The sequence below is a fragment of the Tenacibaculum sp. Ill genome, assembly GCF_051938915.1.
GTDB classification, from domain to species: Bacteria; Bacteroidota; Bacteroidia; order Flavobacteriales; family Flavobacteriaceae; genus Polaribacter; species Polaribacter larymnensis.
Genome location: NZ_JBPSCW010000002.1, coordinates 3,151,400 through 3,172,367, shown reverse-complemented (window position 1 = coordinate 3,172,367; position 20,968 = coordinate 3,151,400). Strand labels below are relative to the sequence as shown.

Annotated in this window: 16 protein-coding genes; 13 read left to right on the top strand and 3 right to left on the bottom strand. The window is 30.6% G+C overall.

Going from position 1 to position 20,968, the window contains the following annotated elements; genetic code table 11:
* Nucleotides 1-5 precede the first annotated feature (5 nt).
* The 13 genes from ACTPNM_RS14970 (at nucleotide 6) to ACTPNM_RS14910 (ending at nucleotide 18,175) form a co-directional block, all read left to right on the top strand.
* Entirely contained in the window at nucleotides 6-2,915 is a 2,910-nt protein-coding gene (locus ACTPNM_RS14970; protein ID WP_440122597.1) for a hypothetical protein, read from the top strand.
* Nucleotides 2,902-3,933 (top strand): hypothetical protein, encoded by a 1,032-nt coding sequence (locus tag ACTPNM_RS14965; protein ID WP_440122596.1) that lies wholly within the window; start codon nucleotides 2,902-2,904, stop codon nucleotides 3,931-3,933. Before ACTPNM_RS14970 ends, ACTPNM_RS14965 begins: the two co-directional genes overlap by 14 nt.
* Nucleotides 3,933-4,910 carry a hypothetical protein gene (locus ACTPNM_RS14960; RefSeq protein WP_440122595.1) on the top strand — a complete coding sequence of 326 codons (978 nt, stop codon included), beginning with the start codon at nucleotides 3,933-3,935 and terminating at the stop codon, nucleotides 4,908-4,910. The genes ACTPNM_RS14965 and ACTPNM_RS14960 overlap by 1 nt, the downstream gene beginning before the upstream one ends.
* Before the next feature lie 131 nt (nucleotides 4,911-5,041).
* The gene (locus ACTPNM_RS14955) at nucleotides 5,042-5,887 is read left to right on the top strand and encodes a hypothetical protein (RefSeq protein ID WP_440122594.1); all 846 of its coding nucleotides are present in this window, start codon (nucleotides 5,042-5,044) and stop codon (nucleotides 5,885-5,887) included.
* Nucleotides 5,887-7,602: a hypothetical protein gene (locus ACTPNM_RS14950; protein ID WP_440122593.1), complete on the top strand. Its 1,716-nt coding sequence runs from the start codon at nucleotides 5,887-5,889 to the stop codon at nucleotides 7,600-7,602. Before ACTPNM_RS14955 ends, ACTPNM_RS14950 begins: the two co-directional genes overlap by 1 nt.
* A gap of 42 nt (nucleotides 7,603-7,644) precedes the next feature.
* Complete coding sequence (locus ACTPNM_RS14945; protein WP_440122591.1) at nucleotides 7,645-7,923, top strand: hypothetical protein; 279 nt, start codon at nucleotides 7,645-7,647, stop codon at nucleotides 7,921-7,923.
* Between the two features lie 270 nt (nucleotides 7,924-8,193).
* Entirely contained in the window at nucleotides 8,194-8,592 is a 399-nt protein-coding gene (gene tssD / locus ACTPNM_RS14940; RefSeq protein WP_440122590.1) for a type VI secretion system tube protein TssD, read from the top strand.
* A gap of 156 nt (nucleotides 8,593-8,748) precedes the next feature.
* Entirely contained in the window at nucleotides 8,749-10,593 is a 1,845-nt protein-coding gene (locus ACTPNM_RS14935; protein ID WP_440122589.1) for a type VI secretion system Vgr family protein, read from the top strand.
* A gap of 380 nt (nucleotides 10,594-10,973) precedes the next feature.
* Nucleotides 10,974-14,159, top strand: a complete 3,186-nt coding sequence (locus ACTPNM_RS14930; RefSeq protein ID WP_440122588.1) for an HET-C-related protein — start codon at nucleotides 10,974-10,976, stop codon at nucleotides 14,157-14,159.
* A gap of 99 nt (nucleotides 14,160-14,258) precedes the next feature.
* Entirely contained in the window at nucleotides 14,259-14,837 is a 579-nt protein-coding gene (locus ACTPNM_RS14925; protein ID WP_440122587.1) for a DUF7738 domain-containing protein, read from the top strand.
* A gap of 243 nt (nucleotides 14,838-15,080) precedes the next feature.
* The gene (locus ACTPNM_RS14920; protein ID WP_440122585.1) at nucleotides 15,081-15,491 is read left to right on the top strand and encodes an HYC_CC_PP family protein; all 411 of its coding nucleotides are present in this window, start codon (nucleotides 15,081-15,083) and stop codon (nucleotides 15,489-15,491) included.
* 59 nt (nucleotides 15,492-15,550) lie between these two features.
* Nucleotides 15,551-17,788: a TonB-dependent receptor gene (locus tag ACTPNM_RS14915; protein WP_440122584.1), complete on the top strand. Its 2,238-nt coding sequence runs from the start codon at nucleotides 15,551-15,553 to the stop codon at nucleotides 17,786-17,788.
* 21 nt (nucleotides 17,789-17,809) lie between these two features.
* A complete protein-coding gene (locus ACTPNM_RS14910; RefSeq protein ID WP_440122582.1) occupies nucleotides 17,810-18,175 on the top strand; it encodes a heavy-metal-associated domain-containing protein in 366 nt (121 codons plus the stop codon).
* 35 nt (nucleotides 18,176-18,210) lie between these two features.
* On the opposite strand, the gene ACTPNM_RS14905 is transcribed toward ACTPNM_RS14910, so the two are convergent.
* From ACTPNM_RS14905 to ACTPNM_RS14895, 3 genes are read right to left on the bottom strand one after another with little or no spacing between them, the layout of a single operon-like run.
* On the bottom strand, nucleotides 18,211-19,047 hold the full coding sequence (locus tag ACTPNM_RS14905) for a pseudouridine synthase (protein WP_273693936.1): 837 nt from the start codon (nucleotides 19,045-19,047) through the stop codon (nucleotides 18,211-18,213).
* A gap of 45 nt (nucleotides 19,048-19,092) precedes the next feature.
* Nucleotides 19,093-20,010, bottom strand: a complete 918-nt coding sequence (locus tag ACTPNM_RS14900; protein WP_440122581.1) for a geranylgeranylglycerol-phosphate geranylgeranyltransferase — start codon at nucleotides 20,008-20,010, stop codon at nucleotides 19,093-19,095.
* Between the two features lie 9 nt (nucleotides 20,011-20,019).
* Nucleotides 20,020-20,946: a mevalonate kinase family protein gene (locus ACTPNM_RS14895; RefSeq protein WP_440122580.1), complete on the bottom strand. Its 927-nt coding sequence runs from the start codon at nucleotides 20,944-20,946 to the stop codon at nucleotides 20,020-20,022.
* Nucleotides 20,947-20,968 lie beyond the last annotated feature (22 nt).

The following is a 20,968-nucleotide window of genomic DNA, read 5'->3' as shown; positions in this document are numbered from 1 at the left end:
GTATTATGGCAAAAAAAATAATTGTTGTAGACGAACAAGATAAAAATCTTGTTACCGAAAGAATATACAGAAAATTAAAAGTTTTTGAAATACCTCTTAATAAAGGGATAAGTTTTCATTTAAAAGTTTTAAAAGCTAAAAATGTAAAAGAAACAAAAGAAAATGTATACTGGATTGCACAATCACACGACAGGTTTAAAACTAGAAAATTTAACTATTTTAAAGGTGTTTCTAAAGACCAAAAAGAATTACATGTACTATTAAATGAGTTAAATAAAGGAACCAAATATGAAAAAAGATATATCCTAAACAAAGATGGAAATGAAGTTTTAAATCCAAATTTCCATGTTTATACTCCAAAAGACACAGGTTTTGTAAAAAGTGCATATGTGGCTACAAATCCATACAAAAGTCATACTGAAAAAAGAGAAGGAGTCTTTTTGGGTAATTTAAAGTATATTCAAAAAACATTAGGTAAAGGTATTTGGTTAGAAGGTATTAATTATACGCCCGAATTTAAAGAACAAGGAGCCTTTATTTTAGCGGTAGATAAACCACAGGTACTTTCACTTTTGGTAGAAAGAAGAACATTGCCAGAAAAAGTAGTTCGTAGCAACCCTGTTAAAAAGGACAATTGTGACTCGGTTGAACAAGAGCTACTATATGGAGATGTCTTAGACATACACATGCATTTACACAATGTTTTAAGTGAAGATTACAAACTAACCAAAGAGGTGTTTTATAAAGGAGAGTCTATGACAAAAGGGTATAGTACTTTAATAGATATAAATATACCCAAAGATGAGCACAACCCTTCTTTAGATTATAATGTTTCAATTTTAGATGAGCATGTAGTTAATTTAAGTTGGGCAGGTAAAACCAATCATAAAGAAGCAAAAGATTCTGAAGACTCTTTACAAGAGTACACAATGGTGTTTATTTTTACACCAGTATCTAAACATGCTATAACCAATAATTACCCAACGATAAAACGCGAGGTAACCCTTACGGTAAATTACAAAAGCGATTTTAGTGCAACAGTAAATGAAAAAGACTATGTAACCAACCCTAATATTGTAAAAGTATGGCAACCGCCATTAATAACACAGTTATATGAGCAAGAATGTAATTATACAGAACTTACCGTTTCCTGTGATGGTTTTGAACCAAAAACATTTTTAAAAGAATCAGAAGATGGGGCGCTATTAACAGATGATAGAGGAACAACCCCAATTTACAGTCTAGTATTAGGTAATAAAAACAATATAAGAGAAGTTACCATACAAACAGATGCAAATGTAGCCAATTGCCCAGAAATAAATGAAGAAGATAAACATGCCGAAAATGTATTTAATTTAAAAGAAATACAAGAATATACCTTTGCAGATGATGATGGTATATGGAATGCCCTAACCGATATAAAATCGTTACCAAGAGTACAACCCTACCATAAAACCATAGAAAAAACAGACCAAACACTAAAATTTAAAGCAGCATACCCCTACGACGCTTCTAGTGAAAGTAAATTCTTATGGAGATACCTTTTCATGCACATGATTCAATATACAAACCCAGCTGAGTTTTATATAAGTGTAAATAGTTGTAGGTATAAACGTACCATTTGGTTTAACGTACACCCAGATGTAATATGGGCAGAACACTTAGCTTTAGATGTAGAAAAAAAAGATATTTTATATCACGATAACATTGAGCTTCCATTAGTAAAAGGAGACGCCACCTATATATCTGTTTTAGCAAGTGCTTTGGAAAAAACACTTAACTTTATAAAACCTCTTTTTGACGTATTATCTATAAATAACAACTCAAAAACAGCCATAACAGAGCTAGAAAAAGTTCTACGTGATTTTATAAAAGAGAGTAAAACAGATATGTACCTTGGTTTTCATGCAAGATACGATATACCCGACGGAGAAAACCAAGTAGGGTCACTCATTAATTATGCCGAAATACAACCCTACAAAGCCCACTTACACTTTCAAATAATTAATGTAGTACTACTTACTTTGGCAGTAGATGTATTAATGATATACCTAACAAGAGGAAAGCTTGCACCTGGGTTACAACAATTAAAAAAAGCACAAAAAGTAGCTAAGAGAATTGACAAAGGAAAAGACAAAGTAAATAAGTTTTTAGATAAATACAACCTTACTTTAACAACCCCTAAAATAACCATGAACGCTGCCTTAAGAAAAGAAATGCAACCAAAAGGAGCGTATGCAACTATTTTTGATTTAACCTTTAAAGCCGACCCTCTGTTAGCTTTAAATACTGAATACAAAATAGATTCCGATTCTTTAAAAGGCCCTTTAAAAGAGTTTGTAAAAAGCATGGAAGAAAAAACCAATGGAAAGTTTGAATTAATAGCCAAAGCAGAAGGTAGGATAGTTTCTGATATAAATATAAGCTACAACACTCATACAAATAAGCTTACTTTAAACAAAAATGCCATTAAGCAAGAAAACGAATACAATAAAGTATTACGCAAAGGTGACATAATTAAAACTGACGGAAGATTAAGACTTAAGATATATGCTAGAGGCAATGCTAATTACCGCAAAAAATTTGAAGAAACTTGGTTTTTTAAGTCTGTTGAAGTAGAGGTTGATTTAAAGGGAGAATTAAAAGTTGATAGTAGTATTGGTATTATACAAAAAATAGGCTATACCAAAGGAAGAGGTCCCTATATAGAAAAAGTACTGTATTTTGGTGGATTACAAGGAACGTATATGCAAAGTCTTGAAGTAAAGTTAGGTCGTGAAAAAGGATTTGATTCTAATGAAGGTGACCAACCAGTGCCTTTTACCTTATTGGGTCCTTCAAACGCTTCTTTAGGTAAAGACTATATTTTTGAACTTTTTGAATCAAAAAAACAATTTGAATATGAAAACAAATAAAACCACTCACTTAATTACAGCATTGTTAGCAGTTATAATTACTGCTTGTGCACAAACCAACACAACAAAAGAAAAAAAACAAGTAACAGAAATGAGACCGATAGACAAACTATATAGTAACATACAGCCTTTACAACACAAAAGCATGCCTCAATATTTTATAGAAGCAGACCAAATAGGTTGTTTTTATGAGTTGTATGTAAATGGAAGAATGGTGTTTAATCTTTTTGAACAAGTTGGTTTAATGGGGCATACTACCTGTATTAACGATGCTATTTTAAAAAGTGGAGAGCAAGAAGTTACCGTAAAGCTATATCCTTTAGGACAAACCGAAGTAGAAAGGTTTGATACTTTTACTAAAAATGCAAAGATAAAAATTGAAGTAACTAAATGGGATAAAGCGTTGGAGGATAAACCGAATAGTAAAGAATACGAAAATTACGATGATCATGTAGCTACTTTTAATATCCCTAATACAGAAGGTAAAAATAATAGCATTCGTATAAAAGGGTTACCTTATTATGAGCATACCTTTACGTTTTATGCAGAAGTTTCTTATGAAGTAACAGGCTGGAGCGAATCGCAAGATTTAACTAAAATGGATCAAAAACAATTAAAAAACGAAGTAGTAGCTTTTCACAACAACCTATCAGATGTTATTTATAACCAAGACGAAGCTAAATGGGTAGAATTGGTTAAAAACAGAGAATTAGAGTTTTTAAAATCTGAAGCGTATAATGATGTTAATGAAAAAAGTATTAAAGATAGGAGAAGGAAGTTTAAACAAGTTTTTGACTCTAGCTTTAAAAGAAAAGTTCCTTTAGATAAGTATGAAATGATTTTTGGAGGGAATGGTAGAATAGTAGCTTTAAAAAGTTTAATAGATAAAGGTTATGGAGCATTTTCTCATGGGTATGAAAAAACTTATAATGATGGACGTAAAAGAAAGATTAGAAGTTATGAATATATCTACCTACACAAACCCAAAGGAAGTAACAAATTAGAAATTATAAGGTAATGCAAAAAACATTTTTATATAGTGTTTATTTGTTTTGTATGTTGTTGGTAATTACGGCTTGTGGGCAAACCAAACAAATGAGACCCATAGACAAACTATACAGTAACATACAACCTTTACAATACAAAAGCATGCCTCAATATTTTATAGAAGCTAACCAAAGTGGTTGTTTTTATGAGTTGTATGTAAACGGAAAATTGGTTTTTAAGCATTTTAAACAAGTAGGTTTAATGGGGCATACTACTTGCATTAACGATGCCATTTTAAAAAGTGGAGAGCAAGAAGTTACCGTAAAACTATACCCTTTAGGACAAACAGAAGTAGAAAGGTTTGACACGTTTACCAAGAATGCAAGAATAGAAGTAAAAATAGAAAAATACGATGTACAGGTAGAAGACAGCGATGAGAAAGTAGTAACATTTAAAATTCCAGAGGCAAGTACTAGAAGCAAGAATGATATTAAAATAGAAGGATTACCGTATTACGAACATACTTTTACGTTTTATGCAGAAGTTCCTTACGAAGTTACTGGCTGGAGCGAATCGCAAGATTTAACCAAAATGGATCAAAAACAATTAGAAAAAGAAGTAGTAGCTTTCTATAATGAACTTTCAAATATAATAGATCAAAGAGATGAAGATAAATGGATTAAGCTAATAAAAAATAGAGAAATAGAGTATTTTAAATCAGTAGCTTATAATAATATAAAAGCCTCTAGTATAAAAGGAAGAATAGAAGAACTAAAAGAAATTTTTGATTCTAAGTTTAAAAAGAAAGAGCCTTTAGACCCATATGAAATGATTTTTGGAGGTAATGGCAAAATAGTTAGCTTAAAGAGTACTAGGTCAAGAGGGAATTCAGCTTTTTCGTTTGGTATTGAATCAAAAGAAGATGGTGAATTCATTAAATATAGGTATTATTATTATGTCTACCTACACAAACCAAAAGGAAGTAACAAATTAGAAATTATAAGATAATGCACAAAGCGTTTTTATATAGTGTCTATTTGTTTTGTATGTTGTTGGTAATTACAACTTGTGGGCAAACAACAGAAATGAGACCCATAGACAAACTATACAGCAATATACAACCCCTACAATACAAAAGCATGAATAAATATTTTATAGAAGCTAACCAAAGTGGTTGTTTTTATGAATTGTATGTAAATGGAAGATTGGTATTTAACCTTTTTAAACAAGTTGGTTTAATGGGGAATATTACCTGTATTAACGATGCCATTTTAAAGAGTGGAAAACAAGAAGTTACCGTAAAGTTATACCCTTTAGGACAAACAAAGGTAAAAAGGTTTGATACTTTTACCAAGAATGCAAGAATAGAAGTAAAAATAGAAAAATACGATGTACAGGTAGAAGACAGCGATGAAAAAGTAGTAACATTTAAAATTCCAGAGGCAAGTACTAGAAGCAAGAATGATATTAAAATAGAAGGATTACCGTATTACGAACATACTTTTACGTTTTATGCAGAAGTTCCTTACGAAGTAACAGGTTGGAGCGAATCGCAAGATTTAACCAAAATGGATCAAAAACAATTAGAAAAAGAAATAGTAGCATTTTACAATAATCTATCAGATGTTATTTACAATCAAGACGAAGCCAAATGGGTAGACTTAGTTAAAAACAGAGAATTAGAAATTTTAACATCTGAAGCGTATAGTAATGTAAATGAACATGTTATTAAAAGTAGAGTTAAGGAGTTTAAAGAGGATTTTAATTCTAGTTTTAAAAGAAAATTTCCTTTAGATAAATATAAAATGATTTTTGGAGGAAAAGGAAGAATTGTAGCGTTAAAAAGTATTGAACATAGAGGTATGTCTGCTTTTTCCTTTGGAGTTAACAGAACTATATTTGATAAATTAAAAAAAATTAGAGCTTTTAGATACATCTACCTACACAAACCAAAAGGAAGTAACAAATTAGAAATTATAAGGTAATGAACAAAGCGTTTTTATATAGTGTTTATTTGTTTTGTATGTTGTTGGTGCTTACAGCTTGTGGTCAAAAGAAAATAGAAGAGTTTAAATCTTTAAACAGTTATACAAAATCTTTACAGCAAAAGTCAATTAATAATGTAAAAAAGACTATTGCTAAAGATACAGTTTTTATAAATGAACTAATAAATTTCAGTTCTTTAAAAATTACAGGTGGTTTTATAGGAGCAGTTAATGAACGGCAAACTGAAAAATCAGCTGAAAAATTTACATTAGAATCGGATAATGTCCAGAAAATGGATAGTAGTTTCCAAGGTTATTTTAAAGAATTGTTCTTTGAACAGAATTACATTAATAACACAGATATAGATTTTTCTGCTTATACGGGAGATCTTAAAGAAAAATATAATGAAAAAACAGTAGAATTTATAGACGATAATGTTATTATTGAAAATAAAAAATATTATTACCAAAATACTGAGAGTACTCAAAGAAATAACAAACTAATCAGAATAGATAGTGTTTTAATATTTGCTAAGATAAAATTACCAATAAAAACAGCTTCTATAAATGTATTAGAAAATGTTACAAATAAGTATAATGTACAAATTGATAAGTTAAAAGAAAATGAAGTCACATTAATTATTCCTATTGATACATACAAAGACTTTCTTGCTATACAAGCACTTAATAAGGAAGGAAAAAGAATGAATCCAATAAATAAAAGCTCTTTTCCGGAATATATAATTACTCCTTCAATAAAAAATGAGTTAAATGCTTTGGAAAATATTTGTAATGAAATTTTAAAGGAAAATAATGAAGAAAAAATTGATATCCTTATCAAAAAAATAACAGATAGACAGTTTAGAGCTGTTAAAGAAATGTATTCCTTTAAACTTCATCTAAAAGAGTTAAATAAGTTAAAAGAAAAAGAGAAGTCATTACTTATGATTTTTGACCTTATGGAAGGTTTTGAACATCTTTTTACAATTCAAAATCAATCTTACATAGTTAATTTCTCAGATAACATTAAAAATGTAGAGTTATTCTTGGCAGATGAATATAAAGAGTATATTACAGAAGAAGTCATTCATCATGAGGATGATGCATATTACAATTTTGAAAATACATATACTTTATTCGGGGTTTCTAACGATAGTATAAAAGAGATGGGAATTACAAATGAAAGAGGGGAAATTATTATTAAAGATATTGACTTAAATACTGAGCAAACTATCATACAAAGTGGGAATAAATATTTTTTAAAATTTGATAGAAATGAAGAAAATGACAGTCTTTTTTGGTTAGATATAAAGAGTAAAAAACTATTATACACGCCCGGTTTCGGAGAGTATATAGAAAGTATAAATGACATTTACGATATCTTTAAAAAAGATAGTGGTGAAGGTGTTGTAAAGAATAGGGAAATAACAATTCTACCCTTTACGTATTCCATTCATGTTTATGATACTTTTATAGCTGCTTACAATAAGAAGAGTAATTTGTTTGAGATTTATGATTTAGACTTTAAACGTTGTTTAGTGGAGTTTAATATAATGTCAGTCAGAGATTTATATAGGTATCGTTCTTTTAGGGAAGGTGAAGAAGATAAAAAAAATACTCGTTTTTATTTAGAGATAGAAACTAAAGAAGGAGGTAGAGGAGAAGTTATAATTGATGAAAAGTTAAAGATATTATCCATTAAATCTAAAAAGTAATTTTTAAAGTCAAGGAAGTAGCAAATTAGAAATTATAAGGTAATGCAAAAAACATTTTTATATAGTGTTTATTTGTTTTGTATGTTGTTGGTGCTTAGAGCTTGTGGTCAAACAAAAGAAGAACAAATGGAAGAATGTTTAAATGGACTGTATAAAAATAGTACTGTACTTAAAGAACGGGCCAACAAATGGTATGAATTTACCTTTCCAATGGTAAAATTGTATACATGCATACCAATTAAAAAACAGAAGGATTTCTCCCGCCAGATGATGAAAAAATATGATGTAATATCACTTACTTTAAAATACACATGGTTTTAAGCTGAAAGTATTGATAAGAAAGGTTGTTGGAGTTTTTTTTAAAAAAAACTTTAAGAAAGTAATGATTTTTTTTATGTAAAAGCTTGTGCATAAGAAAACTATAATATATATTTACACCACGTAAGGCAATATTTGTTATCTTCTTTCTTCTTATAGAATGGCGCCAAAAAATAAAAAAAGAGAAGGTTTTATATTGTTTAAAGCTTTCTCTTTTTTTATGGAGAAAGCTCTAAAAAGTATTTTAATTATTAACCCCAAAAAAAAGAAACTATGGGATCATTTAGAGCAAGTTTCGAATTCGCAGGAAAAGAATTCGACGTATTAGAAGCTGAGTACAGCTTAAACAGAAACACAGACACAAAAGGTAAACCATCTTCAAGTGTAAACGGAGGAAGAGTTACTTTAACTATCGAATCTACATCAGATACCTCTGTTATTGAAGCAATGATAAATAGTCAATTTAAGTCTGTTGATGGAAAAATTGTTTTCAAGAAAACAGATGAAGATTCAAAAATGAAAGAAGTGGAATTCAAAAACGCTTACATCGTTTACTTCAAAGAAGAATTAGATGTGAACAATGAAATTCCAATGAAATTAACAGTTACTTTCTCTGCTGAAGAATTACTTATAGGTAATGCTAACTTAGATAACCGTTGGCCAGTAGCTTAATGAGAAGGACTAAATAACTTTTAGTTTTATATAATTTATTACTAAAGACCTTCTCTTTTTTTTTAAGAAAGAAGGTCTTTTTTTGTTTTAAAAAGAGAATTAATAGTTATTTTATAAAAGGAAAAAAATTATTATAACAAAAGAACCCCATCCCCCATGCATAAGATAAAAGAAGAAGCATTAGATAAGCAAATTACCATTGATGGTAACTTTGTAAAGAGCTATAAAACAATTACAATTAACCAATTTTTATATAAGCACCATACTTTTGAAGTTATAGTAGATATTGAAACTGTAGAAGAAGCAGGAAGCTATACACTCGATAAATCAAAAGAGTGGTTAGGGAAACAACTTACCACCAATGTTTCTGGGAAAGCTTTTGTAGGAGTTGTGTTAGATGTATCAATGCGTCATAACGAAATAGGATTACACGGCGAATTAATACTTAAAGGATTGTCTCAAACTGTCTTGTTAGAAAATGGAAAACAGCAAAAATCTTGGTTAGAAAAAGACTTAGGAAGTATTGTTTCAGAAATCATAGGTGCTACTGCTATTAAAAATAAGGTAAGTCCAACATATACTACAGTAATTCCTTATCAATGTCAATATGCAGAGAGTGATTATAAATACCTTCAAAGATTAGCATATCAATATAATGAATGGTTTTACTTTGACGGAGTAGACGTTATTTTTGGAAAGCCTGAATCTGAAGGTCAAAAGCCAATAGAGCTAGAATACAGTAAAGATTTAAAAGAACTACAAATAAAAACCAAAACTTATAATCCTACTTTAGCGACTTATAGTTACGATTCGTTAAATGATCAGTTTTTTGAAGGTGACTTAAAAGCAAATAATGAAGGGTTAAACGATTTAGCAAACACTGCACTTAAAGCGTCAGAGCAAGTTTATAAAGAAGTAAAAGACTTTGGAGTAAGTGATGTGTTTTTACAAGATAAATCATCATTAGATGAGTACTTACAAAAGCGTTTACAAGGGTTAAGTGCAGGAGGTAATGTGCTTAAAGCAAGTGGGGTAACAAAAGGACTTTGCTTGGGGTCAATAATAAAAGTAAGCGCAGCAAAGTATGACGAAGGTGAGTATACTGTAAAACAGTATGGAGAATATATTATAACTCAAATAAGTCATTTTGCTGATGTAGGAGGAGCATATCATAATACCTTTGAAGCCATTCCAGCAAACACAAAAAGTTTACCATTAAACGAAAATATAGCGCCAGCTGTAGCTAATAATCAAGTAGCTAAGGTAGTAAGCAATAAAGACCCAGAAAGTAAAGGACGTGTACAAGTTCAATTTTACTGGCAAGAAGCTATTGGAGCAAAAACAGATTTTATTCGTGTAATGACTCCTGATGCAGGAAGCAGTGAACTTACAAAAACCAATAGAGGCTTTGTGTTTATTCCAGAAGTAGGAGACCAAGTAATGGTAGGTTTTGAGTATAACGACCCTAACCGTCCCTTTGTAATGGGAAGCATGTTTACAGGTGAAAATGGAGCAGGTGGAGATGATAAAAATGTAAGAAAGAGCATTATTACACGTGGTGGACATACGATTGAGTTAGACGATACAAAAGACAAAGAGAAAATAACTATAAAAGACAAAGACGGGAGTATTATAACTTTTGATACTAAAGAAAAGTCATTGTTTGTTCAGTCTGTTGAAACCATGGAATTTTCTGCTAAGAATGTAAAGATAATTGCAGAAGAAAATATTGAATTACAAGCAAAAGGAGAAATAAAAACAGCATCAGAAAAAGACACTTCAATTTTATCTCAAGGAGCAATTAAAGCACAGGCAGATAAAGATGCTAGTATTACAAGTAGCGCTAATGTAGCGATTAAAGCAAGTAGTAAAGCTACAGTTAAAGGGCAAAATACAACAATAGAAGGACAAGCAGCAACAGAGTTAAAAGGACAACAAACAAAAGTTCAAGGACAGATGACGACTGTACAAGGAGCTAGTGGTAAAGTTGAAATTATGTAGAATAATTATTTCTATAATAATTCAGTACGACTTTTTAAAAATCTATGAAATATATTCAAGTCTAATAGAAAGTTTTTTATCGTCTTCTAAATAAGAGGAAGTTATAAGTACTGATAAGAAAAGTAATTTTTAAAACCTGTTCTTTAAGTAATATTATTAGTGATGATAGTAGCTATGGAGTTAACTAATATTTCAAACCAAAGAAAAAGAAGCATAGGAAAAAGTTAAGTTACAGATAATACACATTAAGAAGGAAATAAAGGTTTTTAGGACTCTTCTATAGCTTTTAATAAAATTGTAAAGAGTTCATACTGAATTAGCGGAATGAACAAGTAAGAAAAAATAAATTTATAAATTTTTACAAATAAAAAAATTGAATTATGCCAGGACCAATAGCTACAGTAGGTAGTATGCATACCTGCCCAATGTGTAGTGGTAGTACGCCTCATATAGGCGGGCCTATAGTAAAAGGAGAACCAAATATTTTAATTAATAATAAACCCGCAGCTACTATGGGTAGTTTATGTACCTGTGCTGGTCCTCCAGACACTGTAGCTCAAGGTGATCCTTTCGTCTTTTTTAACGGAAAATCTGTAGCTTGTTTAGGAGATATGACAGCCCATGGTGGTGTAATTAGTTCTGGGGAAGCCAATATAATTATAAGTAATGCTACTCAGACTTCGTCAGTAACAATGGATGAGGATGAGATTCCTTTTCCAACAATTTCTATTAAAGATAGAATACTTACCACATTGACAGGTAACTCAAATAGAAAAGCTGAAAATAATCAAAATAACCTTAAGGAGAATGAAGATGAGAAAGCACAAGATATTGTGCTTACCAGTACTTTCGCAGTAACTGAGCTACAAAAAATAGCAAAGAAGGATAGCTTAATATTATTTACATACGTCATAAAACGTATATATGGTAACCATTATAAAAATGAGGCAGTAGAAAAACTGTATAATCATGCTAAAGAAAATAATGCTTTATTAAACCCTCAAATTAAAGTAGTAAAAAGTAATAGTATTAATGGTAAAGGACCTGCAGGGTATAGTAATAAAACACAAGAAATTTTAGTAACTGAAAGGTTTGTACGTAAAGCAAAAGAAGATAACGATCAAAGAGCTGAACTTATGGTAGCTCTGGTAGAAGAAGTTGGGCATCATATTCATTACTTGTTACACAATACTTATACTGTAGGAAAAGATAAAGAAAACCTACCTCCCAAGAAAGGAAGCCAAGGAGACGTAGGAGCTAAGTTTGCGGCACAAGTTATACAACTTAACTTGTTAGAAAATGAAGAGCAATATTTTGCTGATGTTGTCATTGATGGAACTAGTGAAAAATTAATATGGGAGTGGCGAGAACTACATAGTAACCTAAAGCAATATGTAAATGAAGCACGTCAAAACAGAAGTGACAATGGAGAAATAAATAATTATAAAGCAGGAAAAATAGATGTCGGTCATGGTAAGTATGGGCATCAAGATATTGAAGAAGTTGCATTAAAAAATTTAATTAAACGTATATATAAAATAACTAATGAGAAAAAATTAAACGAAATCCTTAATAAAATTTATTTAGGGAATTGGTTACGTGATTTTTCACAGTTAGTAGACCCGGGAATTATTCGTCCTTTATCTAATAGTGTAATAGAATACTCTAAAAAAGAGAAGGAAGATTTAGAGGAAGTTAAAAACATAATGAATGGAAATCCTAGTGATGATATAGTTAATGTAGAAGTGCCTTATGGTGTAGATGCTAGTTATGGAGGAGAGCTTTTTAGTCCATCCACTTGGTTTAGTTTTGAAACGAATATCATTTATCAAGAAAAAAAGGTACGCCCAATTACATGGTCTCGTGAATTAATGACTAGTGTAGTAAATATTTTAGCCGTGATGGAATTTATGAAACCAGAGAACAAGGCTGATTTAAATAAGAATAACTATGATAAACGACTGGCTGATTTTAAAAAACAATATTTAGATATTACAAAAGAAGTATTAGGTGTATATCGTCCAGACGAGCATATCGATAACCCTCTAACCATTCCTATTAATAAAAATGAGCATAACCCAAAACTAAATGCCAAAGGAGAAAAATATGGTTTTGTAGGGAAACCAACTTATATAGAATTGGCTATAGGTAAAACTTATGGTATGAAAAACTATATTCGTACTCATGCATCAGATGCTAATAGTAGTGATTTCTCAACTACACGTACCGCTTACGAATATGTTGTACAACAAATAAAAAGTGCTGAAAATAACTTAAATTTTTCTAACATAACATCTATGGTGAATTTCGGAGCTGCTTTACATGTTATAGAGGATTATTTTGCACACACAAATTATGTAGAAATTGCTGTGGCTAAAGTATATAAAAATGATCGAGTTTTTCCATGGGTAGATGTGGTACCTAATCATACTCCATATCCAGGTGCTGAAAACTTCAACTATGATACTTTTGCTAAGCTACCACCTAAAGAAGCAGAAAGATACTTGAGATTAAAGGCTACCCCATCTGTAATAGGTGTTACAAAAATGAAATATGATAAAACTGTAATTACAGAGCCTAATCAAATAGCTCGTTTTATACCAGTGGTTACTGGTACCTTTGGTGAGTTAGATATGCTAGCAAGTGTATTGCCTATTTTAGAAGAAAAATTGTTTTCTATTGAAATTACCCCTTATGAAGAGTCTAAACCTAAAGAACGAACAGTTAACGATGTGTTAATCTTGGAAATATGTAGGGATTTAGATCAAATACAAAATGCTGATGGTTCAGGGGTAAATGATGGTTCCTATGAAAAACGTTTTAATGATTTGTTAGAAATACGCGATGGTATTGTAGGGGCTAAAAATAAGTTACCTAAATTTATGCGAGAATATGCTCATGATATTATGGAACGCATAGGAGCTCTAATTAATTTTGGATTTTATAATTTATTGAAAATTTGTGGAAAACGTATTTCTGATGCGCAATTACTTATGCAAGAACAAATTACTCAAATAGCAAAAAACGGTATTGCTATAGGTACAAATCCCTCTCATACACAAATAGCAAAAGACGATCCTGATAAACCTATGCATGAGTTATCAGCGATATTGGCAGTTGAAGCAGTTAAGAAAGTAGGTGAAAAAATGCTAAAAGTATGGAAATTAAAGGCTCCAATAAATGATGTATTAAAAGAAGTTGATACTATTATGCAACACCCAGTTGTTTCAAGCTGGCAAGATAAGATAGTGTTAGAATGGGCTACAAAAAATAATGACAAAGTATGTAAGGCAAGTACACCAAGTGTAGTTATAGATAGTTTAATACACGGCATAGAGGAAATCAATGACTTTAACAAACAGCTTATTAATATGGCAGATGGTAAAATAAATGGAACAGGAAAAGGTTTTACAACTATGGATGCAATTATTTCTGAATTTGATAAAGATGGTAGTTTACGTGAGAATTTTAAAAACCTTTTACTTGATGGGCAAAAATTATTAGATCAAGCTAAAAACTTAAAAAATAATTATAACAAACAATACTATAAACCTAGTAGTTGCTAATATATATAAACGATGACCCTTTTAAATTATACATATCTTTTTTTAATTATAAATTTATCAATGCTTGGATGCCAACCAACAACAAAAAAAATGCGAATTATGAATGATACCCCTGAGTACAAAAAATTCACGATGCAAGAACATCGTTTTGAGTTAAACGGATGTAATTTAAAATACAATGGCAAACCTTTTGAACTAGGGATGTCATTACAGCAGTTTGAACAAGTTTTTGGGGAAAATTGGGTTAAAGAAAAAATAGCTTCTGAAAATAAAAGTGGGCCTTACTTTGCCTATAATAAAAAAAAGGGGATGGAAATTGTTATAGAGAAAAATAAAATTAGAGATATATATATTTACATACAGGATACTTATTTAGAATATCCAGATATAGACATGATAGGAAATGCAACTGTTATGTTGAATGGTACATTACTTAACCAAACTGATAAAATGCATGAATATATTAAACGTGCAAATACAACATTTGATGAAATAGGAATCAAAAGTAGCGGTTATACTTTCAAGTATTCATGTGATAAAGAGCTTCTTTATTTTTTAGACTCACCTGTTTCATATCATAGAAAAGGTGGAGGTCACTTATATATAAGTGGAGATTGGAAGTTAGAAGAAACTAATAAAGTAAAAAGTATTCACATTTATTGTGATGAAGAAATATAGAAAAGTTGACCATATAAGGCATTCAAATTCTCAGAGATTTGGAGACAGGACTAAGTCTTCCTTTCTATGGAAAGAAAGGATGTTAAATGAAATTGTGAGAGAATAAATAAAAAGTATTTACAATCAGAATAGCTTCACTTTTTAATTAAAAAGTGAAGCTATTTGTTTACAAAAAACTTTAAAAGAGTAAAAGCTTAAGGTTGTTGAAATACAGAGTTTTAAAATTTTGTATATTTGCAAAACATGAAGAAATTCGTTTCTAAAATAACAGCTACACTCTTAGCACTAGTTGTGTTACTATCTACATTTTCTTTTAATGTAGAAAAACACTTTTGTGGTGATTCCTTAGTGGCAATTTCTTATGTAGGTAATGTAGATAGCTGTAATGATGTAGAGAAAGACAGTTGTGAGAGTAAAACAATAGAGCCTTCATGCTGTAAAGACGATACAGAGTTTTTAAAAGGACAAACTCAAATTCAAAAATCACCTGTTGAAAAAGTAATCTTTGCTAAGATTGCCACAGCAGTTACTTCATATATTTATAACAAACAATTATTTCTAAATTTAGAAAAACAGTTTGTTCCACACAGGTTGTATATACCACCCAAACTGTTTTCTGACATACAGGTACTTCACGAAATTTTTATCATATGATTTTATAACTCTATTTACAAGTAAATAAGAATTATAAAATACAGTGTGATAGATAAAAAATGAAAAATAAATTTTTAATCAGTATATGCTTACTGGTACCATCCATGTTATTTGCTCAAGAAGTGTTAACAGGAATTATCAAAGATAAAAATAATCAAAAAAAGAATTCAGGAATTTTCGGAGCCAATGTATATTGGTTACAGACGAGTGTTGGAGCTACAACAGACCAAAAAGGAGAGTTTAAAATTCCGTATAAAAAGGAGTATAAAAAATTAATAATAAGTTTTGTTGGTTATAAGACAGATACAATAAATGTTAACAGTACAAAACCAATCAATCACTATTTAACAGAAAGTAATACGTTAAATGAGGTGGCTGTTTCAGCCCAAAAAGGCTCAACCCAACGGTCGTATTTGCAAACACAGAACTTGGTGACTATTAATAGTGATGAATTGTTAAAAGCAGCTTGCTGTAACCTATCCGAAAGCTTTGAAACTAACCCATCTATTGATGTTAATTTTTCTGATGCATTAACGGGTACAAAACAAATTCAAATGTTAGGCTTAACAAGTCCGTATTTGTTGATTACTCAAGAGAACATCCCGTCGATTAGAGGAGCAGCACAAGCATTCGGATTAACATTCACACCTGGAACTTGGGTAGAAAGTATTCAAATAACAAAAGGGGCAGGTAGTGTTGTAAATGGTTTTGAAAGCATTTCAGGCCAAATAAATACAGAGTTAGTAAAACCATCAACCAATCATAAGTTTTACCTTAATGCTTATGGAGCAGTAGGAGGTAGGTTAGAATTAAACACTCATTTTAATCAGAAAGTAAGTGAGAAATGGAAAACAGGTTTGTATGTTCATGGAAATTATAGAGGAGAAAAGTTTGATAAGAATAATGATAACTTCTTAGATAATCCATTAGCAGAACAAATTAATGTAATGAATCGTTGGCAGTATACAGATGCTGAAAAAGGCTGGGTAAGTTTTATCAACTTTAGGTATTTAGACGATTCAAAGCAAGTAGGAGAGGTCAGCTTTAACCCAGAAGTGGATAAAGGGTCTAGTACTGTTTGGGGAAGTGAAATTAAAACCAAGCGTTTTGATACATCATTAAAAATAGGGTATGTTTTTCCAGATATGCCTTTTCAAAACATGGGGTTTCAAGCAGCCTATAGTAATCATAAACAAGATTCGTATTTTGGATTGAGAGACTATAATATTCAGCATCAAAGCTTTTATAGCAACTTCATGTTTAGTTCTATTATTGGAGATACTCGTAATAAATTTAAAACAGGGGTTAGCTTTACCTATGATAAATATGATGAATTTGTTAGTGCAGGGATGAATTCAAATTTTGATAGAAAGGAAAACTCTGTAGGAACGTTTTTTGAATACGCTTATGATAATGCGGATAATTTAAGTGTAACTGCAGGGCTTCGATTAGATTACCATAACTTATTAGGAACCTTTGTAACGCCAAGGTTGCACATGCGTTATGTTCCTTGGGGAAGAGGTGTATTAAGAGCTTCTGTAGGAAGAGGAAAACGAAGTGCTAATATTTTTGCAGAGAATCAACAGCTTTTTGCTTCATCAAGAGTAATTACTATTGAAAATACAGGTGGAAATATTTATGGTTTAGACCCAGAAGTGGCTTGGAATTACGGAGTGTCTTTTTTACAAGGCTATAAGTTTTTTGGAAGAAAAGGAGATATAACATTTGATTTTTATCAAACAAACTTCTCAAATCAGGTGGTAGTCGATTGGGAAAACCCACAAGAAATTTCTTTCTATAATTTAGAAGGAAAAAGTATAGCGAATAGCTTTCAAATAGAGGTGAATCAAAACATTATTCCATACTTCAATACCCGATTTTCGTATAAGTTTTATGATGTTTCTACAGATTATAAGTCAGGAAACTTAGCAAAGGCTTTACAAGCAAAACATCGCTTTTTTGCTAATGTATCTTACGAAACTAAAACCGAAGAAAGTGATGCTAGTTGGAAGTTTGATGTAACTTATAATTGGATTGGAGAACAACGTTTACCCAATACAAATAACCAGTTACCGAGGTATTCGGATAGCTATAACTTGTTAAATACTCAAATAACAAAAGTATTTTCAAAAAAGTTTGAAGTGTATGTTGGGGCTGAAAACATTACAAATTACAAACAAAAAAATCCTATATTAGGAAGTGATAATCCATTTGGTGCAAATTTTGATACCACAATTATATATGCGCCAGTTTTTGGAAGTAACTTCTATGCAGGATTACGATTTAAAATAGATTAATAAATAAAAAATAAAGAACAGATGAAAAATATATTTTTATTGGCTGTAGTTTTACTATTAAGTACATCAGCATTTGCTCAGAAAAAAAATGCTAAAGCTTCTTTTGAAGTAGATGGCGTTTGTATGATGTGTAAACAACGTATTGAAAAAGCAGCACTAAAAACTAAAGGTGTAAAGTATGCAAAATGGGACGTTAATACACATGAATTAAGTTTAATTATTGATGAGCGTAAGACGAATACAGAAGCAGTTAAAAAAACTATTGCAGGTGTAGGTCACGATACGAAAGATTTTAAAGCACCTAAAGAAGCGTATGATAATTTACATGAATGTTGTAAATATCGTGATAAAGAAGTACAAGAAGACCATAAAAAGGTAAAGAAGTAATAAAAAAATCCCGAGTTAAACTCGGGATTTTTATTTTATAACATTTGTAATGTGTTAATTTCTTGCTGCGTTAATTCGCGCCATCTACCACGAGGTAAATTCTTTTTAGTTAAACCAGCAAAAATTACTCTGTCAAGCTTAATAACTGTGTATCCGAAATGCTCAAAAATCTTACGAACAATACGGTTTCTCCCTGAGTGAATTTCAATACCTACTTCTGTTTTGCGTTCTCCTTCTACATAAGAAACAGCGTCAATAAATACCTTTCTTCCTTCAATAATTACATCACCACGTAACTTTTCTAAATCGGCAATGCTTAATTTCTTATCTAAAGAAGCATGGTATAATTTACGAACGTTATGCTTAGGATGAGTTAATTTTTTTGCTAATTCACCGTCGTTAGTAAATAATAATAAACCAGTAGTATTTCTGTCCAACCTTCCAACAGGATAAATACGTTCTTTAGTGGCGTTTCCTACTAATTCCATCACAGTTTTACGACCGCGATCGTCTTCCATGGTAGTAATGTAGTTTTTAGGTTTGTTTAATAAAACATAACGCTTCTGCTCCATAGAAATTAAAGTTCCATCAAAACGAACTTCATCAGTTGGTTGAACTTTATAACCCATTTCTGTAACTAATTTTCCGTTAACAGAAACACTTCCATGCTCAATATAAGTATCAGCTTCTCTGCGAGAACAAATACCAGAATTAGAGATGAATTTGTTCAAGCGAATTCCTGTATTCTCAGTTTTTTTCTGAGCAGGTTTGTTGCTTTTTGGTTTTCTGAAATCTTTTTTAAATTGATTTTTTCCTTGAGGATTGCTGTTACGCCCAGCTTGTCGTCCTCTCGACGAGTTTTTTGAATTCATAATTAAATTTTAAAAGTTTGCAAATTTACGGCAATTATTTGGTTTTTAATCTAAAACCTCTACTACTTTATCTACAATTAAAGATTTATCAATAAACAATAAGCTAAAGACACCTATTAATAATAAAATCTTTAAGATGTTGTGAGCCAAACGGTATTGATTGTTTTTTGTCGATTTCCAAGTGTAAAAACCAACAAAAATTAAGGTAATAGCCGCTAAATAAAAATAGTACTTCATGTACTCAATAGCGGGATAGTTAAATAATACTCCAATGGGTACTAAGGTTAACACCATTAATAAAACAATTAACTTCTTTGTGTTATGCTCTCCGTATTTTACAGGAAAAGTATTGTAATTATTAGCAATAGCTCCTTTAATATTTTCTAAATCTTTCATGAGTTCACGAATCATGATAACTAAAAAAAGAAAGATTGCGTGTATAAAAATTACCTTTGAAAAGTTTTTATAGTGTACGAATATTACAAAAAAGGGTAGTATGGTTAATACAGTAGCCGTTATTAATCCTATTAATGGATGTTTTTTTAATTTATGAGAGTAGAACCAAATACCAAAAATATACACAGAGAAAAACAATGCTGCTCGCCATGAAACTAACCATCCAAAGAAAAAACCAATAAAGTTTAGCGTAAAATATAAACTTAGTTTTGTTTCCTGTTTTACGTAAGAGTCTAACCCTGTTTTTATAGGTCTGTTAATAATATCAGCCTTTTTATCGTAAAAATTATTGATGATGTAACCAGATGCAACAACACAAACAGTAGCAATAACTAAATAGAGTAAATGCCAATCAAAAACTACAGGTTTAACTGATTTTGTATCAGAGAAAATAAAAATAGCAGCCAAATATTGGGCTGCTATTAGTACTAAAATGTTGTAACCTCTTATGACAGATAAAAGGCTAAATATTTTTAAGAAAAATGTATTGTTTTTAAATGTACTCATAGTAGCATTTTAAAAGCGATACACTAGTTCTAATTTATAATCTTTTAAACTGTTTTTTGCTTTTTCATAATCTTCAGTAAACCCTAAGATGTAACCTCCACCACCAGAACCACAAAGCTTTAAATAGTAATCGTTGGTTTGTATACCTTTTTCCCATACTTTATGAAAAGCAGTAGGAATCATTGGTTTAAAGTTAGCTAAAACTACTTTTGATAATTTCTTCACATTACCAAACAACGATTTAACGTTTCCTTGTAAAAAGTCTTCAATACACGCATCTGTATGTGTTGCAAACTCTTCACTAATCATTTTTCTGAAACCTTCGTTCTTCATCTTATTCATAAAGATGTTAACCATAGGCTCAGTTTCACCAATTTGTTCAGAATCTAATAAGAAAACAGCACCTTTTCCTTCTTTTTGAGAAGGGATTCCAGCTGGTTCAATATGTTCTTTTGAATTGATTAATATAGGTAAACTTAAATACGAGTTTAAAGGATCTAACCCAGAACTTTTTCCGTGGAAAAAAGACTCCATCAAAGAAAAAATTTGTTTCAAAGTTAAAAGCTTATCTCTTGTTAAGTTTTCTAAAATTGTAATTTTATTATTAGCGTATTTGTCGTAGATAGAAGCTACTAAAGCACCTGAGCTTCCTACTCCATACCCTTGAGGTATTGAAGAGTCGAAATACATTCCGCTATCAACATCGGTTTTTAAAGAATCTAAATCGAAAGAAACAATATCAGAGTTTAAGTTAGCTAAATATGTATAAAAATTAGCTAAGCTTTGATTTGATTTTTCAGCTTCTCCAGTTAAGTTTTTTGCAGATTTTAACGCTCCTTTATAAGAACTAAAAGGTATTGCTAATCCTTTGGAATCTTTAATGATTCCATATTCTCCGAAGAGTAATATTTTTGCGTAAAATAAGGGTCCTTTCATAGGTGTTTTAATTACAATGCAA

Excerpts from the sequence above, each read along its gene's own strand:
- ACTPNM_RS14905 (WP_273693936.1), bottom strand. The coding sequence starts at position 19,047 with ATGAATTCAAAAAACTCGTCGAGAGGACGACAAGCTGGGCGTAACAGC.
- ACTPNM_RS14970 (WP_440122597.1), top strand. The coding sequence starts at position 6 with ATGGCAAAAAAAATAATTGTTGTAGACGAACAAGATAAAAATCTTGTT.
- ACTPNM_RS14935 (WP_440122589.1), top strand. The coding sequence starts at position 8,749 with ATGCATAAGATAAAAGAAGAAGCATTAGATAAGCAAATTACCATTGAT.
- ACTPNM_RS14945 (WP_440122591.1), top strand. The coding sequence starts at position 7,645 with ATGCAAAAAACATTTTTATATAGTGTTTATTTGTTTTGTATGTTGTTG.
- ACTPNM_RS14910 (WP_440122582.1), top strand. The coding sequence starts at position 17,810 with ATGAAAAATATATTTTTATTGGCTGTAGTTTTACTATTAAGTACATCA.
- ACTPNM_RS14955 (WP_440122594.1), top strand. The coding sequence starts at position 5,042 with ATGAATAAATATTTTATAGAAGCTAACCAAAGTGGTTGTTTTTATGAA.
- ACTPNM_RS14965 (WP_440122596.1), top strand. The coding sequence starts at position 2,902 with ATGAAAACAAATAAAACCACTCACTTAATTACAGCATTGTTAGCAGTT.
- ACTPNM_RS14895 (WP_440122580.1), bottom strand. The coding sequence starts at position 20,946 with ATGAAAGGACCCTTATTTTACGCAAAAATATTACTCTTCGGAGAATAT.
- ACTPNM_RS14925 (WP_440122587.1), top strand. The coding sequence starts at position 14,259 with ATGAATGATACCCCTGAGTACAAAAAATTCACGATGCAAGAACATCGT.
- ACTPNM_RS14915 (WP_440122584.1), top strand. The coding sequence starts at position 15,551 with ATGAAAAATAAATTTTTAATCAGTATATGCTTACTGGTACCATCCATG.
- tssD (WP_440122590.1), top strand. The coding sequence starts at position 8,194 with ATGGGATCATTTAGAGCAAGTTTCGAATTCGCAGGAAAAGAATTCGAC.
- ACTPNM_RS14960 (WP_440122595.1), top strand. The coding sequence starts at position 3,933 with ATGCAAAAAACATTTTTATATAGTGTTTATTTGTTTTGTATGTTGTTG.
- ACTPNM_RS14920 (WP_440122585.1), top strand. The coding sequence starts at position 15,081 with ATGAAGAAATTCGTTTCTAAAATAACAGCTACACTCTTAGCACTAGTT.
- ACTPNM_RS14900 (WP_440122581.1), bottom strand. The coding sequence starts at position 20,010 with ATGAGTACATTTAAAAACAATACATTTTTCTTAAAAATATTTAGCCTT.
- ACTPNM_RS14930 (WP_440122588.1), top strand. The coding sequence starts at position 10,974 with ATGCCAGGACCAATAGCTACAGTAGGTAGTATGCATACCTGCCCAATG.
- ACTPNM_RS14950 (WP_440122593.1), top strand. The coding sequence starts at position 5,887 with ATGAACAAAGCGTTTTTATATAGTGTTTATTTGTTTTGTATGTTGTTG.